At 66.7% G+C, this 15,428-nt stretch carries 14 protein-coding genes; 7 read left to right on the forward strand and 7 right to left on the reverse strand.

Annotated elements, in window-relative coordinates; all coding sequences use genetic code 11:
• Positions 1 to 9: 9 nt before the first annotated feature.
• The 5 genes from IE075_RS03625 to IE075_RS03645 all read right to left on the reverse strand — a co-directional run bounded on the left by IE075_RS03625 (position 10) and on the right by IE075_RS03645 (position 6,666).
• Positions 10 to 1,293, reverse strand: coding sequence for a replication-associated recombination protein A (locus IE075_RS03625; RefSeq protein WP_189454770.1), 1,284 nt, complete (start codon positions 1,291 to 1,293; stop codon positions 10 to 12).
• A 138-nt stretch (positions 1,294 to 1,431) separates the two neighbouring features.
• The gene (locus IE075_RS03630; RefSeq protein ID WP_189453385.1) at positions 1,432 to 2,142 is read right to left on the reverse strand and encodes a hypothetical protein; all 711 of its coding nucleotides are present in this window, start codon (positions 2,140 to 2,142) and stop codon (positions 1,432 to 1,434) included.
• A 147-nt stretch (positions 2,143 to 2,289) separates the two neighbouring features.
• A complete protein-coding gene (gene lolA, locus IE075_RS03635) occupies positions 2,290 to 2,919 on the reverse strand; it encodes an outer membrane lipoprotein periplasmic chaperone LolA (protein WP_189453387.1) in 630 nt (209 codons plus the stop codon).
• Positions 2,920 to 3,035: 116 nt separating this feature from the next.
• The gene (locus IE075_RS03640) at positions 3,036 to 5,402 is read right to left on the reverse strand and encodes a DNA translocase FtsK (protein ID WP_229792298.1); all 2,367 of its coding nucleotides are present in this window, start codon (positions 5,400 to 5,402) and stop codon (positions 3,036 to 3,038) included.
• Positions 5,403 to 5,598: 196 nt separating this feature from the next.
• Entirely contained in the window at positions 5,599 to 6,666 is a 1,068-nt protein-coding gene (locus IE075_RS03645) for an alanine dehydrogenase (protein ID WP_189453393.1), read from the reverse strand.
• A gap of 232 nt (positions 6,667 to 6,898) precedes the next feature.
• Here IE075_RS03645 and trxB point away from each other — a divergent pair, with 232 nt between their 5' ends.
• The 4 genes from trxB to infA all read left to right on the forward strand — a co-directional run bounded on the left by trxB (position 6,899) and on the right by infA (position 10,090).
• Positions 6,899 to 7,852, forward strand: coding sequence for a thioredoxin-disulfide reductase (gene trxB / locus IE075_RS03650; RefSeq protein ID WP_189453395.1), 954 nt, complete (start codon positions 6,899 to 6,901; stop codon positions 7,850 to 7,852).
• A gap of 56 nt (positions 7,853 to 7,908) precedes the next feature.
• On the forward strand, positions 7,909 to 9,063 hold the full coding sequence (locus IE075_RS03655; protein WP_189453396.1) for a GNAT family N-acetyltransferase: 1,155 nt from the start codon (positions 7,909 to 7,911) through the stop codon (positions 9,061 to 9,063).
• Positions 9,032 to 9,787, forward strand: coding sequence for a leucyl/phenylalanyl-tRNA--protein transferase (gene aat, locus IE075_RS03660; RefSeq protein WP_189453399.1), 756 nt, complete (start codon positions 9,032 to 9,034; stop codon positions 9,785 to 9,787). The genes IE075_RS03655 and aat overlap by 32 nt, the downstream gene beginning before the upstream one ends.
• Positions 9,788 to 9,871: 84 nt before the next feature.
• Positions 9,872 to 10,090, forward strand: coding sequence for a translation initiation factor IF-1 (gene infA, locus IE075_RS03665; protein WP_031372296.1), 219 nt, complete (start codon positions 9,872 to 9,874; stop codon positions 10,088 to 10,090).
• A 123-nt stretch (positions 10,091 to 10,213) separates the two neighbouring features.
• Here the strand turns inward: infA and clpA are convergent, their stop codons facing one another.
• Entirely contained in the window at positions 10,214 to 12,493 is a 2,280-nt protein-coding gene (gene clpA, locus IE075_RS03670) for an ATP-dependent Clp protease ATP-binding subunit ClpA (RefSeq protein WP_189453401.1), read from the reverse strand.
• 154 nt (positions 12,494 to 12,647) lie between these two features.
• Positions 12,648 to 12,968: an ATP-dependent Clp protease adapter ClpS gene (clpS, locus tag IE075_RS03675; RefSeq protein WP_189453402.1), complete on the reverse strand. Its 321-nt coding sequence runs from the start codon at positions 12,966 to 12,968 to the stop codon at positions 12,648 to 12,650.
• 91 nt (positions 12,969 to 13,059) lie between these two features.
• On the opposite strand from clpS, the gene IE075_RS03680 reads away from it, so the two are divergent.
• Genes IE075_RS03680 through hflD form a run of 3 tightly spaced genes read left to right on the forward strand, consistent with a single transcriptional unit; the run spans position 13,060 to position 15,295 of the window.
• Positions 13,060 to 13,557, forward strand: coding sequence for an NUDIX hydrolase (locus IE075_RS03680; protein ID WP_189453404.1), 498 nt, complete (start codon positions 13,060 to 13,062; stop codon positions 13,555 to 13,557).
• Complete coding sequence (gene mnmA / locus IE075_RS03685) at positions 13,554 to 14,672, forward strand: tRNA 2-thiouridine(34) synthase MnmA (RefSeq protein WP_189453406.1); 1,119 nt, start codon at positions 13,554 to 13,556, stop codon at positions 14,670 to 14,672. Before IE075_RS03680 ends, mnmA begins: the two co-directional genes overlap by 4 nt.
• 8 nt (positions 14,673 to 14,680) lie before the next feature.
• Complete coding sequence (gene hflD, locus IE075_RS03690; RefSeq protein ID WP_189454772.1) at positions 14,681 to 15,295, forward strand: high frequency lysogenization protein HflD; 615 nt, start codon at positions 14,681 to 14,683, stop codon at positions 15,293 to 15,295.
• Positions 15,296 to 15,428 lie beyond the last annotated feature (133 nt).

A 15,428-nucleotide genomic window follows, 5' to 3' on the forward strand; every position in this document is an offset into this window, starting at 1 on the left:
AGGGGCCCGTTAGGTCTCGGCTCGCCCGTCGTCGCGCGCGGCAGCACGTGCCGCGCGCAGTGAATCGAGCTTGTCCTTGAGCTTGAGCTCGAGGCCGCGCGGCACCGGCTCGTAGTACACCCGCTCGCCCATCGCATCCGGGAACGCGGTCTGGTCCAGCGCGATGCCCGCGTCGGCGTCGTGGTCGTACTGGTAGCCGCGGGCGTAGCCCAGATCCTTCATGAGCTTCGTCGGGGCATTGCGCAGGTGCAGAGGCACCTCCTGCGTGCCGTGCTCGCGCACGTCCGCCTGCGCCTTTTTGTATGCCACGTACGCTGCATTCGATTTCGCGGTGCTGGCTAGGTACAGCACAAGCTGCGCGAGTGCCAGCTCGCCTTCGGGGCTCCCAAGGCGCTCGAACGTGTCCCAGGCGTCCAGCGCCATCGGCAGCGCGCGCGGATCCGCCAGGCCGATGTCCTCGACGGCCATGCGCGTCATGCGGCGCGCGAGATAGCTGCGGTCGCAGCCGCCGTCGAGCATGCGCGCGAGCCAGTACAGCGCGGCATCGGGGTTCGAGCTTCGCACCGATTTGTGCAGCGCCGAGATCTGGTCATAGAACTGCTCGCCGCCCTTGTCGAACCGGCGCGAGCGGTCGGCCAGCACCTGCGCAAGCGTCGTCGTGGTGATCACCCCGCCTTCGTCCTGGGCGAGTTCGGCAGCGATCTCGAGCAAGGTGAGCCCGCGCCGCACGTCGCCGTCTGCGGCGGTCGCGATCTCATGCAGCGCCTCATCCGACACGTCCAGCCCCATGTCCCCGAGCCCGCGCTCCCCGTCAGCAAGCGCACGCCGCAGAGCTTCCGCGATGTCTTCGGGCGAGACCGCGTCGAGCACATGCACGCGGCAGCGCGAGAGCAGCGCCGAGTTCAGCTCGAACGAAGGGTTCTCCGTCGTGGCGCCGACAAAAATGATCGTCCCGCGCTCGATGTGCGGCAGGAATGCATCCTGCTGCGTCTTGTTGAATCGGTGGACCTCATCGACGAACAGAACAGTGCGGCGCCCGTTTGCGAAGCGCGCGGCCGCGTCGGCCAGCTCGCGTCGGACGTCGGGCAGTCCGGACAGGACCGCGGACACCGAGCGGAACTCCGCATCGGCATACCTCGCGAACAGCAGCGCGAGCGTCGTCTTGCCGCAGCCGGGCGGGCCCCACAACACCATCGAGTGGATGCGCCCGGCTTCGACCGCGCGCCGCAGCGCGCTGCCGGGCGCGAGCAGGCGCCGCTGCCCAACCATGTCGTCCAGCTCGCGGGGCCGCATGCGCTCGGCGAGCGGCCGCGAAGGCGCGTAATCGCCCAGGAGGTCGCCGGTATCAGGAGGTTGTGCAGTCGTGCGTCGGGACACCGGAGCTCGGAATCGCTAGCGGGCCCGCACGATAACAAGCGGTGCGTGACGCGATCAGCGACCTGCGAATGTGGCGCGCGGTGCCGTGTCCCAGTTCGCCGTCGGGCCGAGTTCGTACTCGACGCGCAGCCAGCGCGCTTCGACCGGGTCATACAGCGCATCGATGTGCGCGGCCGTCGCGCCGTCTGCACCGAAGTCGACCGTGCCAGTGCCGCGCACCTGGACCAGGCGCTGGCCGGCCGGCGACGTGGCGACACGATCGATGACCAGCTCGAACGGCTGCTGCTCGAATTCCTCCCCGAGCGCCCGGTCGACGCGCGTCGCGAGCGCGCGGGCGATGTCGGAGTCCGTCCCCAGTTCATTGCCCGGCTGCGTCTCGCCGAGAACCAGGCGCGGATAACTCACCGCCGTGTTCTCGGTGTCGTATAGGGCCTCGAAGCGGAACGGGATCCACGCCGCGTCGGTGCCCAGCTGGATCCGCCCGAAGCCGTCCACCGTGCGATCGCGGATGCTCGCGGGCTTCACTGCCAGGCGGTCAAGGCGCACCGCCACGCGGTCCTCGCCGAACTGCCGATCGATTGCCGCGATCACCGCGGTCGCGACCGCGTCGTCCATCGCCTGATCGCCTTCCATCCGCGTCGACGGCGCGCCCTCAGTCGCTTTCGCAACCAGCGACGGCCCGATGTCAGGCACCTGGCTTACGGCCGAGGCCACGGCAAGGCCGCACAAGGATGCAAGGGCGATGGTCAGAACGGATCGACGCATGACAGGACTCCACAGCCCACTTCACGTGGGAAATTCACTCTCGACCGGAGGGTGTGGATAACCTGTGATTTTCCTGTCGATGAAATGCGAAACGGCGGATTTCTCCGCCGTTTCGCTGACTCATTAATGCAACGTCCCTGCTCAGGGTCAGCCGCCGATCACGTCGACGCCCGCCGGCGGTTTGAACTGGAATGTCGCCGGCTTGAACTTGGGGTTCTTGCGCCAGTTGTCAAAGCGGATCTCGGTGCGCTGGCCCAGCGCATCGACAACGTGCATTCGCACGAGTCCGGTCGGGCCGAATCCGAGCTTTGCCGACCGGAAGCCGGAGTCACCCTCCTTCTTTGGCGCCAGCGCCAGCCAGCTCAGGCCGTCCTTACTGCCGGCATCCTGCACATTGAACTGTGCATCGAGCTTGGCGGGGTCGATCAGGGCGGCCAGCGGGCTGTTCTGTTCCTCGACGCCCTGCGGGCGGCGCGTGACCTGCTCGAGGTCAGGCTCGTACACCCAAACGGTGCGGCCATCGGCCACGATCGTCTGCGGATAGGGCTTTGCGTACTGCCATCGGAACAGCCGAGGCGTGGACAGTGCGACCGTGCCTGTCGCGGTCTCTTTCAGCTTGCCGTTCGGGTCGAACACCTGCTGGGTGAACCGGCCGTCCAACCCCTTCAGGCCCTTCGCGAACGTGTTCAGGTCGTCGCGGGCGCCGGCGGACACATCCACCGCGAACGCCATGGTGGCGAGGCCGGCGGCCAGCGCATAAGAACGAATTGCCTGCATCGAACGTCTCCCGGACAGATGGGTGGAGTGTCGTCCGACGAAGCTGAACAGGCGGTCGACAATGCTGGTAGCTGCGAAGCGCCGCGGGACGCCGTTCAGCGCTCGCGGATCGCTGGCTACTTCGGAGGCGGCGGTGCCAGCACGCTGCGATCGCCGTTGTGCTCGGGCGGCGTCACGATGCCGGCCGCTTCCATCGCCTCGATGAGGCGCGCGGCGCGGTTGTAGCCGATTTTCAGCCGGCGCTGCACGCCCGAGATCGACGCGCGCCGCGTCTCGGTGACGATGCGCACTGCTTCGTCGTACAACGGATCGGACTCGTCCCCGCCCCCACCGCCCGACTCCGGCAGCCCCGTCGGGCCGACGACGGTGCCGTCGCCCAGCGTCTGCACTTCCTCGAGCACACCTTCGATGTAGTCCGGCCCGCCGCCGATCTGCTTGAGGTGCTCGACGACGCGATGCACCTCTTCGTCCGAGACGAACGCGCCGTGCACGCGCTCCGGCATTGCCGTCCCCGGCGGCAGGTAGAGCATGTCGCCGTGGCCGAGCAGCGTCTCCGCACCGGACTGGTCGAGGATCGTCCGCGAGTCGATCTTGCTCGAGACCTGGAACGCGATACGCGTCGGGATGTTCGCCTTGATCAGGCCGGTGATCACGTCCACCGATGGGCGCTGGGTTGCCAAGATCAGGTGGATGCCCGCCGCACGGGCCTTTTGCGCAAGCCGCGCAATGAGTTCTTCGACCTTCTTGCCGACGATCATCATCATGTCGGCGAATTCGTCGATGAAGATGACGATGAACGGCAGCGTCTCCAGCTCGCGCGGCACCTCGCCCGCCTCGGCGTTCGGCTTGAACAGCGGGTCCATCAGCGGCTGACCCGCGTCGATTGCGTCCTTCACCTTCTTGTTAAAGCCCGCGAGGTTGCGCACGCCGACCGCGCTCATGAGCTTGTAGCGGCGCTCCATCTCCGCCACGCACCAGCGCAGGCCGTTGGCGGCCTCCTTCATGTCAGTCACGACGGGCGCGAGCAGATGCGGGATGCCCTGGTAGACGCTCAGCTCGAGCATCTTCGGGTCAATCATGAGCATCCGCAGTTCCTTCGCGGATGCCTTGTAGAGCAGCGACAGGACCATCGCGTTGACGGCGACGGACTTGCCCGAGCCCGTGGTACCGGCCACGAGTAGGTGCGGCATGCGAGCCAGGTCGGCGACGGTCGGCCGCCCCGCAATGTCCTTGCCGAGCGCAAGCGTCAGCGGGCTCGACGACTTGTCGTACTCGCGCGAGCGCAGCAGCTCGGACAGGAAGATCATCTCGCGCGTGACGTTCGGGATCTCCAGGCCAATGACCGACTTGCCCGGAATCACGTCGACGACGCGCACCGACTTCACCGAAAGTCCGCGTGCGATGTCCTTGTCCAGACTTGAAATCTGGCTGACCTTCACTCCGGGCGCAGGTTCGATCTCGAACCGCGTGATCACCGGTCCCGGGTATGCACCGACGACCTGAGCATCGATGCGGAAGTCCTTGAGTTTGAACTCGATCTGCCGCGACAGCGTCTCGAGCGTCTCCTCGCTGTAGCCCTTCGCCTGCGGCTTGGGATCGTCGAGCAGCGCAAGCGGCGGGACGCCCGTGCCGTTGTCCGTGTGGAACAGCGGAATCTGCGTCTCGCGCTTGGCGCGCTCGCTTTTTTCAACCATCGGCGCGGGCGGCGGTTCGATCCTGACCGGCGCACGCTTCTCACGTTTCTCGGTGTCGGCCTTGCGGACTTCCTCGCGTTCTTCGCGCATCGCCCGCTGGCGCTGCCAGTCGCTGGCCTGCTTACTCGAGCGCTGGAACGTCTTCGACAGCGTCGGCCCCAGCGAGAGCGTCCACTGCCCCAGCTTGTCCATCACGGCCAGCCACGAGAGGCCCGTCGCCAGCGTGACCGAGGCGAGCAGGAGCGCGAGCAGGAACAGGTTCCCGCCCACCGGCCCGAAGCCGCGGTAGAGCGACTCACCGACCAGTCGGCCCAGGATTCCGCCGCTGCCCGCCGAAAAATGCTCGGCGACGCCGAGCCGCAGCTCGAGAAGGCCGGCCGCGGAGACCAGGAAGCCGACGATCCCGATCAGCCGCAGCGCGGGACCCAGATCGGCGCGCCCTTCCCCGGGCGAAAGATCGTTGTCCATGCCGAACAGCGCGATCCACGCGATCGCGCCTAGCATCACCGGCAATAAGAACGCCACGTATCCGCACAGGTACAGCAACACGTCGGCGATCCATGCGCCTATTTCCCCGCCCACGTTATTGAGCGGCGCGGCCACGCTGCCGGCGTGCGACCAGCCGGGGTCCGTCGGCGAGTACGTCACGAGGCTCGCCATCAGATACAGAAGCAGAGGCGCAATCGCGATCAACGCGAGGTCGCGCACGATCCGCTGCCGCTTGGGCGACGGCGTGCGTGCGGCCGCGGGCGCGGACTTCCTGCGAGGGGCGGTAGGGGACTGCGCCACCGTGATGTGCTGCCTGAGCTGATCGACGTTAGTCGTTGAATATACGTGAAAAGGCCGGACCCCGACTCCGACGCATGGGGGCGGGCAGCGCGGTCTCACCGGACGCGACGTCATCGGCCAGCCGTGCGAAAGCCGTGAAAGCGAATCGCCGGCGCAGGGCCGGCGATCCAGTGCCACACCACCAAAGCTTAAACCGTCAGAGCTGCATGCCCTGCAGCGCCGGGTGAACCAGCTTCCCGCCGTCGACGTTGATGCCGCGCACGAGCGGCTCGTTGTCACGCCACTGCCCGGAGGCCAGCTTGTTGACCCACGGCAGGATGGCCGCGCAGATCGCCTGCGAGCTCGTCTGCGGGACCGAGCCCGGCATGTTCGTCACGCAGAAGTGGGTCACGCCCTCTTCCACGTACGTCGGCTCCTTCCAGGTGGTCGGACGCGAGGTCTCGAAGCAGCCGCCCTGGTCGATCGAAATGTCGACAACGACGCTGCCGTCCTCCATTCCCTGCAGCATGTCGCGTGTCAGCACATGCGGCGCCTTCGCACCGGTCACGAGCACGGCTCCGATCACGAGGTCGGCCGAGGCCACTTCGCGGGCCACAACGTCACGGTACGGGTACAGCGTCGTCACGTTGGGACCGAGCGCCATCATCTCGTCCATGCGGTCCTGGCGCATCTCGAACACGGTCACGTTCGCACCGCCGGCCGCGGCGAGCGCCGCCGATGCACCGCCGGCCTTACCCGCGCCGAACACGACCACCTTGCCACGCTGCGTCGACGGCAGGCCGCCGAGCAGCTTGCCCTTGCCGCTCTGCGGCATGTGCAGCAGCGTCGTGCCGACCTGGACCGCGATCTTGCCCGCAATCACCGACATCGGCGCGAGCAGCGGCAGGTCGCCGTTCGGCAGCTCGACGGTCTCGAACGCGACGCCGGTCAGGCCGATGTCGAGCAACTGACGGGTCAGCGCCGGCTCGGCGGCCAGATGCAGGTAGCAGAACAGCAGGTGGTCCTTGCGCAGGTGCTGCAGGTCGCCGGCGATCGGCTCCTTGACCTTCACGATGAGCTCGCCCTTCTCGTACAGGGCGACGGCGTCGGGGGCGATCTTCACGCCGAGACGCGTGTACGCCTCGTCCTTGAAGCCGCTCTTGATGCCGGCGTCCTTTTCGAGCCAAACCTCGTGGCCGCGGCTGACCAGGTCGCCTGCCGCTTCAGGAACGAGCGCGACGCGGCCTTCGAGGGTCTTGGTTTCCTTGGGTACACCGATGCGCATTGCTACCTCCAGTTGCCGGCCAGAAAAAACGCCGCAATCGCGGCGGGCCGGTCGGGTTGTGCCTATTGCATCGCGAGGGTGGAACGCTGTCGCCCGCGATGCGCCTTGTGTTGCCGGAATGCCGCCGCCACTCTATGTGGCTCTCAGGAGCTCGGCGGGCGGTCATCATGCCCGCTTCCGCGCGCTCCGTCCGCGCCATTTCTGGCGCATTCCATAACGGCCGATTATATCCATGACCCCACCGAAGCACTCCCGTCTCGTCATCCTCGGCTCCGGTCCGGCCGGCTGGACCGCCGCGGTCTACGCCGCGCGCGCGAACCTCAAGCCGGTGGTCATCACGGGATTGCAGATGGGCGGCCAGCTCATGACGACGACCGAGGTCGACAACTGGCCGGGCGACCCGCACGGCCTTATGGGCCCGGACCTGATGGCGCGCATGCAGGCGCACGCCGAGCGCTTCGATACCGAAGTCGTGTTCGACCATATCCACACCGTTGATCTCGCACGCCGCCCGTTCCGGATGATCGGCGACAGCGGCGAGTACACCTGCGACGCGCTCATCATCGCGACCGGCGCGACCGCCAAGTATCTCGGGCTACCGTCGGAAGAGGTCTACAAGGGTCGCGGCGTGTCGGCCTGCGCGACCTGCGACGGCTTCTTCTACAAGGACCAGGACGTGGCGGTCATCGGCGGTGGCAACACCGCGGTCGAAGAAGCGCTGTACCTGTCGAACATCGCGCGCAAGGTCTACCTCGTGCACCGTCGCGACACGCTGCGCGCCGAAAAGATCATGCAGGACAAGCTGTTTGCGAAGGTAGCAGCCGGCAAGATCGAGCCGGTATGGCACAACGTCGTCGACGAAGTGCTCGGCAACGACGCGGGCGTGACCGCGATGCGCGTGCGCTCGGTGCAGGACGACTCGACGCGCGAGATCCCGATCCACGGCCTCTTCGTCGCCATCGGCCACACGCCGAACACGACCCTGTTCGACGGCCAACTCGAGATGCGCAACGGCTACATTACGATCCAGACCGGCCTGCAGGGCAACGCGACGCAAACCTCGGTGCCCGGTGTGTTCGCGGCAGGCGACGTCGCCGACCAGGTGTACCGCCAGGCGATCACCTCGTCCGGCTTCGGCTGCATGGCGGCGCTCGATGCCGAGAAGTTCCTCGACCTGCACGCCTGAGGCGTCCGTGCGCAGCCGGGATCCGCACGTCGACGTGCTGGACTGACGCCGCCGCCATGGAGCTGCGCACGTTCGAACGCCTCGACGACATCCCGGCAGCGCAGTGGGACGCGCTGCACGACGGCGCGAACCCGTTCGTGCACCATGCGTTCCTTGCCGGTCTCGAGCGGCACGGCTGCATCCGGCCCGAATGGGGCTGGACGCCGCGCCACTGCACCCTGTGGGACGCGGACCGCCTCGTGGCCGCGGCACCGGCATACGAAAAGGAAAATTCACACGGGGAGTTCGTCTTTGATCACGCGTGGGCCCGGGCCTACGCGCAGCACGGCCTCGATTACTTCCCCAAGACGCTGTGCGCAGTGCCGTATTCGCCCGTAACGGGGCCGAGGCTGCTCGCCCGGGACGCCGCAGGTCGCGCGGCGCTTGCCGGGGCACTGGTTCAGACCGCCGAGGACGCCGGCAACTCGTCGGCCCACGTGAACTTCCATGCGGACGTGGAGTGCGATGCGTTCGACGAGCAGTGGCTCGAAAGACTCGACGTGCAGTACCACTGGACCAACGCCGGCGATTGGCGCGACTTCGACGACTTCCTCACGGCGCTCGACCACAAGCATCGCAAGAACATCCGGCAGGAGCGGGCCCGAGTCGCGCGTGAGGGCGTCGTTCTGCGCGTGGTCGAGGGCCGGGACGCGACCGAGGCCGAGCTCGCCGCGATGCACGAGTTCTACGTCGGTACGTTCGCGGAATACGGCAACCACCCGGCGCTGACGCTCGGGTTTCTGCGGCATCTCGCGTCTCAAATGCCCGAGTCGCTCGTGATCGTCCTTGCGGAACGCGCGGGAACACCCGTCGCCGGCGCGTTGTGCCTGCGCGGGAATGACACGCTCTACGGCCGCTACTGGGGCGCGAGCGAGCGGGTGCCCGGCCTGCATTTCGAGGCGTGCTACTACCAGGGAATCGAATACGCCCTCGCCCACGGCCTTTCACGGTTCGAGCCTGGGGCCCAGGGCGAACACAAGCTCGCGCGCGGCTTCCTGCCGGCGATTGTGCGCAGTCGCCACTGGTTGGCGGAGCCGGCCTTTCGCGACGCGCTCCGCGGCTGGTGCGCACAGGAACGCCGTCATGTTCTGCAGCACGCGCAAATGCTGGCGCAGCGCTCCCCTTTCAAGCGAGCCGACGATGCCGCTGCGCCCGATCCTGCTGCCGGCTGACCCCCAGACACCGTTCCCGCCCGTGGAGTGGGCGCTGCGCGAGCCCTGCGGGCTGCTCGCGATCGGCGGCGACCTTTCCATCGAGCGGCTGCTTAACGCGTACCGGCACGGGATTTTCCCGTGGTATTCCGAAGGCCAGCCGATCCTGTGGTGGTCGCCCGACCCGCGGGCGGTGTTCGAGACGCGGTGCTTCGCCCTGCCCTCGCGATTCCGCAGGTCCTTGCGCCAGCTCCCCTGGCGTGTCACAGCCGATCAGGCATTCGACGCCGTCATCAACGCGTGCGCGAGCGTCCCGCGCCGTCACCAGGACGGCACCTGGATCGTCCCGGAAATGCTCGAGGCCTACCGGCAATTCCACGAGGCCGGACACGCGCACTCGATCGAAGTGTGGTCCGGCGACCGCCTTGTGGGTGGGCTCTACGGCGTCGCGATCGGGCGCATGTTCTATGGCGAAAGCATGTTCAGCCTTGAATCCGGTGCGTCGAAGGCGGCGCTTGGAGCGCTGATGAGTCGGATGCGCGAGTGGGGCTGGCCCCTGCTCGACGCGCAGGTCGAAAATCCGCATCTGATGCAACTCGGCGCGCGACGCATGCCGCGCACGGATTTCTCCCAGACGGTCAGCGAGCTCGTCCGGCAAAGCGGCAACACAGGTAACTGGAGCGCGCTGTTCGGAGAGATCGATACGGCCCAACTCGCGGCCTCCCGACCGGCGCTCGAAACGTGAATTTTGCGTTCACGGATGCGGACGTGGCAGAATGCTGGGCTTATCGGGCGGGACACGTCCGTATTTTTGTGACATAGGACACCCATGGCCAAAGACGATGTGATCGAATTCGAGGGAACGGTGGCGGAAACGCTTCCTAACACCATGTTCCGTGTGCGCCTCGAAAACGGCCACGAGATCATTGCCCATATCTCCGGTCGGATGCGCAAGAACTACATCCGCATCCTGACGGGCGACAAGGTCAAGGTTGAGATGACGCCTTATGACCTGACGAAGGGCCGCATCACCTACCGCATGAAGTAAGGGGCGAAGTAAGTCCCCCCGGCGCGGCGGCTTCAGCTGCGACGAAAGAGAAAGGCGGCCATTGGCCGCCTTTTTCGTTTCCGCCTCGGGCGCGCGGGCCGGGCTAGCCGGTCCGCACGCGTGTTACACCGTCGCGGGCAGCAGCTTCTCCGGCTCCGGATAGGCCTCGACCACGAGTTCATTGTCGCGAACGTCGACCGTAACGCGGCCGCCGTTGACGAGCTTGCCGAACAGCAGCTCGTCGGCAAGCGGACGCTTGATCTTCTCCTGGATCACGCGTGCCATCGGGCGGGCGCCCATCAGCGGGTCGAAGCCGTGCTGCGCGAGCCAGTCGCGGGCGGTCGGGGTTGCCGACAGCGCCACGTTCTTCTCGTGCAGCTGCGACTCCAGCTCGATCATGAACTTGTCCACGACGCGCAGGATGTGCTCGAAGCCCAACGGCTGGAACTGCACCACCGCGTCGAGGCGGTTGCGGAACTCCGGCGTGAAGCTCTTGCGGATCACTTCCATCGCATCCGACGCGTGGTCCTGCTTGGTGAAGCCGATCGACCGGCGTGACGCCTGGGCGGCACCCGCGTTCGTCGTCATCACGAGCACGACGTTGCGGAAGTTGGCCTCGCGTCCGTTCGTGTCGGTGAGCATGCCGCGATCCATGACCTGCAACAGGATGTTGAAGATGTCCGGATGCGCCTTCTCGACCTCGTCGAGCAGCAGCACGCAGTGCGGCGTCTTGACGATTTTCTCCGTCAGCAGACCGCCCTGGTCGAAGCCCACGTAACCCGGAGGCGCGCCGATGAGGCGGCTCACCGAATGCGGCTCCATGTACTCGGACATGTCGAAGCGGACCAGCTCGATGCCGAGCTGCAACGCAAGCTGCTTCGTCACCTCGGTTTTACCGACGCCGGTCGGGCCGGCGAACAGGAAGTTGCCGATCGGCTTGTCGGGGTTCCCGAGGCCCGAGCGCGCGAGCTTGATCGCCGCCGTCAGCGAGTCGATCGCCGGGTCCTGCCCGAAGATCACCATCTTGAGGTTGCGCTCGAGGTTCTTCAGCACGTCCTTGTCGGTCGCCGAGACCTGCTTGGTCGGGATACGCGCCATCTTGGAGACGATCGTCTCGATCTCCTCGATGTCGATCGTCGCCTTGCGCTCCTCCACCGGTAGCAGGCGCTGGCGTGCACCGGCCTCGTCGATGACATCGATTGCCTTGTCGGGCAGCAGACGGTCGCCGATGTGCTTCACCGACAGGTCGACGGCCGCCTGAAGCGCGTCGTCGGCATACGTGACGCCGTGGTGCGCTTCGTACTTTGCCTTCAGGCCGCGCAGGATTTCGAACGCCTCGCCCACTGTCGGCTCGACGACGTCAATCTTCTGGAAGCGCCGTGCAAGTGCACGGTCCTTCTCGAAGATGCCGCGGTACTCCTGGAACGTGGTCGAGCCAATGCAGCGCAGCTCGCCCGACGACAGCGCCGGCTTGATGAGGTTGCTGGCGTCCATCGTGCCGCCGCTCGCCGAGCCCGCACCGATGATGGTGTGGATCTCGTCAATGAACAGCACAGCCTCCGGAATCTTCTTCAACTGCGTCAGAACCGACTTGAGACGCTTTTCGAAATCGCCTCGGTACTTCGTTCCGGCGACCAGCGCGCCGAGGTCAAGCGAGAAGATCGTCGCGCCCGAGAGCACTTCGGGAACGTCGCCATCGACAATGCGCTTCGCAAGGCCTTCGGCGATCGCGGTCTTGCCGACACCGGCCTCACCGACATACAGCGGGTTGTTCTTGCGACGACGGCAGAGCACCTGGATCGTGCGCTCCACCTCATCAGTACGCCCGACGAGCGGATCGATCCGCCCCTCACGTGCGAGATGATTGAGGTTAACGGCGAATTCCGCGAGCGCGTCGCCCTTGCCTTCGCCCTCGGACTCGCCCTGGCGGGCTTCTTCGTCCTGCGGACCCTGGCCCGGCTCGTCTGAACCGCGCTTGGCGATCCCGTGCGAGAGGTAGTTGACGACGTCGAGCCGCGCGATGTCCTGCTGGTTCAGGAAATACACGGCATGGGAGTCCTTCTCACCGAAGATCGCAACGAGCACGTTCGCGCCCGTGACTTCCTTCTTGCCGGAGGACTGCACGTGGTAGACGGCGCGCTGCAGCACGCGCTGGAAACCCAGCGTGGGCTGCGTGTCCCGATCGAGATCGTCGGGCAGCACCGAAACGGAGGTCTGGATGGCCTGCTCAAGATCCGTGCGCAGGCGGAGGAAATCCGCACCACACGCCTTGAGCACGCTCTCCGCGGAGGGGTTGTCGAGCAGTGCGAGCAGCAGGTGTTCGACCGTCATGTACTCGTGGCGGGCCTCGCGGGCGCGCTTGTAGCACTGGCCGATGCTGAACTCGAGATCCTTACTGAACATGGGGCAGAAGCCTCCGAAAGCTGATGCGTCCTAGATGGGGTCGGGCGCGTGCTTTTCCATGCCGTGCCCCATCACTCGATACGTTCGATCCGCCAGGACGGACGCAGTTCCCCGCCCTCCCCGGCTTCCTGTCCCGGACGCGTTACTCCGTGCTTCAGGCCCGCTCCATCGTGCAAAGCAATGGATGCTGATTAAGCCTAGAAAACTCGTTGACCTGCGCCACCTTCGATTCGGCTACTTCGCGGGTGAAGACACCGCATACGCCGCGACCGCGCGTGTGCACATGGAGCATGACCTGCGTCGCTTTTTCGGCTGTCATCGGGAAAAACCGCGTTAAAACCTCGATGACGAAATCCATCGGGGTGTAGTCGTCGTTCAGCAGCAGTACGGAATACAGAGGCGGCCGCGCGATTTCCGGCTTGCCGGTCTCGACGAGTGCGCCGTGATGATGTTCGTGATCAGTCTGTCGGGCCATCCGCCGATTATAGGCGGCCCACCCTGAGCAGACGCGATGGACCGCACGAGCCGACGGCTGCAAAATGCCGCGCTTTGCGTTCTAGCGGTGAATGAGGAGGCTTCAGCCCGTGAGTTACCGCGAAGGACGTTTCTGGCAACCCGATGTCACCGTCGCGACGATCGTCGTCGACGGCGGCCGCCTGCTCATGGTCGAGGAGACCGTGCGCGGTCGGCTCGTGCTCAACCAGCCGGCCGGGCACCTCGAGCCTGACGAGAGCCTCACCGAGGCCGCGCTGCGTGAGACGCGCGAAGAGACCGGCTGGGACGTGCGCCTGACGGCGTTCGTCGGCGCGTACCAGTGGAAGGCCCCCGACGACCCGGACGGGCGCGAGGGGCGGCACTATCTGCGCTTCGCATTCGCTGCCGAACCGGTTTCGCACGACCCTGCCCGCCCACTCGACGTCGGCATCGAGCGCGCGGTCTGGATGACGCCGTCGGAGCTGCAGGCGGCCCATGCGCGCCACCGCAGTCCCCTCGTGTGGCGCGCAGCCTCGGATTACCTCGCCGGGCGCCGTCATCCGCTCGAACTGATGCTGCAGGTCGCATGACGGCGCCGCGCACGATTGTCGGAGTGTCGGGCGGTGTCGACTCCTCGGTGGCAGCCCTGCTGCTGCGGGACGCGGGCGAGCCGCTCGCGGGCCTGTTCATGCAGAACTGGGCTGACGACGGCAGCGGTGATTGCCGCGCCGAGGACGATCGGCGCGATGCGGTCGCGGTCTGTGGCCGGCTCGGCGTGCCGATCCACTTCCGGGATTTTTCGGGCGAGTACTGGAACGGCGTGTTCCAGCATTTCGTGGACGAATACGCCGCCGGACGCACGCCGAATCCGGACGTGCTGTGCAATCGCGAAATCAAGTTCAAGCACTTTCTCGACGCCGCACGGGATCTGGGAGCCGAGCGCATCGCGACCGGTCATTACGCACGCATCTCACACGTCGGCGGCCGCCACCGGCTGCTGCGTGCCGCGGACCGCAGCAAGGACCAGAGCTACTTCCTTCATCAGCTCGGCCAGGCACAGCTGGCCGCGACTGTCTTTCCGCTGGGCCACACCCTGAAGGTGGACGTGCGCCGCATCGCCGCGAACGCAGCGCTGCCGACAGCGGCGAAGAAAGACTCGACCGGCATCTGTTTCATCGGCGAGCGTGACTTCCGCGAGTTCCTGGGCCGTTACCTGCCCGCGCAACCCGGCGAGATCCGCACGCCCGACGGCCGCGCCGTGGGCACACACCCCGGCGTGTATTTCTTCACGCTCGGCCAGCGCGAAGGCCTGCAGATCGGCGGCGTGCGCGGCTTCGACGCGGCGCCGTGGTATGTCGTCGGCAAGGACGTCGCGACGAACGTGCTGTACGTCGATCAGGGCGTCGACTCGCCCTGGCTGCAATCGCAGACACTCCGGTCGGGCATTGCCCACTGGATCGAAGGCGCGCCGCCCGCCCGTCGCTTCGCGTGCTCGGCGCAGACGCGGTACCGCCAACAGGACGAACCCTGCGAGGTCGACGTCGGCGACGACGGCCGCCTGAGCGTGCGGTTCGCCCGACCGCAGCGCGCGGTGACCCCCGGCCAGTCCGTGGTGTTTTATGACGGCGACGTCTGCCTGGGCGGTGCGGTCATCGACGGCACCGATGCGGCGCTCGAGCATCGGCTGCGGGAGCGCGCCGCATGAGCACGACAATGGGAAATGCGATGTCCGATCGCGTGCTGGCGCTGGCGGGGCTCATGCAGGCGCTGGCGCAGGTTCGTCGCATCGCCGAGACCGGCGAGGCGGACGGCCGTGTCCTGACCGTCGCCCTCGACTCAGTGTTCAAGGTGGACGCACCGTCGACGCAGGCCGTGTACGGCGGGGCCGGCGGGCTGCGACCCGGGCTGTCGATCCTTCGGGATTATTTTTCCGGCTCCGCGCGCGACGACCAGCTGCCGCGACTGGCGCTCGCCGTCGTCCAGCTGGAGCGTCGATTCACGGGCGACGGCCCGATGGTCGAGCGTGTGCGGACGGGCATCGAGCGCCACGCAGATACAGCCGAACGCCTTGGCACCATGCACCCGGACGTGCTCGCCGCCCTCGGCGGGTTGTATGCGGACACGCTCAGTCACCTGCGTCCGCGCGTGCTCGTCCAAGGCAACCCGCACTATCTGGGCCAGCCTGCGGTCGTCGCTGAAGTGCGTGCCGTACTGCTCGCGGCGATGCGTTCTGCAGTGCTGTGGCGACAGCTCGGCGGCAGCCTGTGGGACTTCGTGCTGCGTCGGCGCGAGATGGCCGAGGCCATCCGCACACATCTGGGCGCGTAGGCATCGTCCGAAAGGACGACCTGCGCACGGGCGCGGGCAAGCCGAATCCGGCATAATCGCGCTGTTTTATCGCAGTGCTGTGCGCCCGCGCCTGACGCCGGCCCGCCCGCGAATCCCCTTTGCTGCAGCCACG

The sequence above is a fragment of the Cognatilysobacter bugurensis genome (assembly GCF_014652095.1).
Lineage (GTDB): Bacteria > Pseudomonadota > Gammaproteobacteria > Xanthomonadales > Xanthomonadaceae > Cognatilysobacter > Cognatilysobacter bugurensis.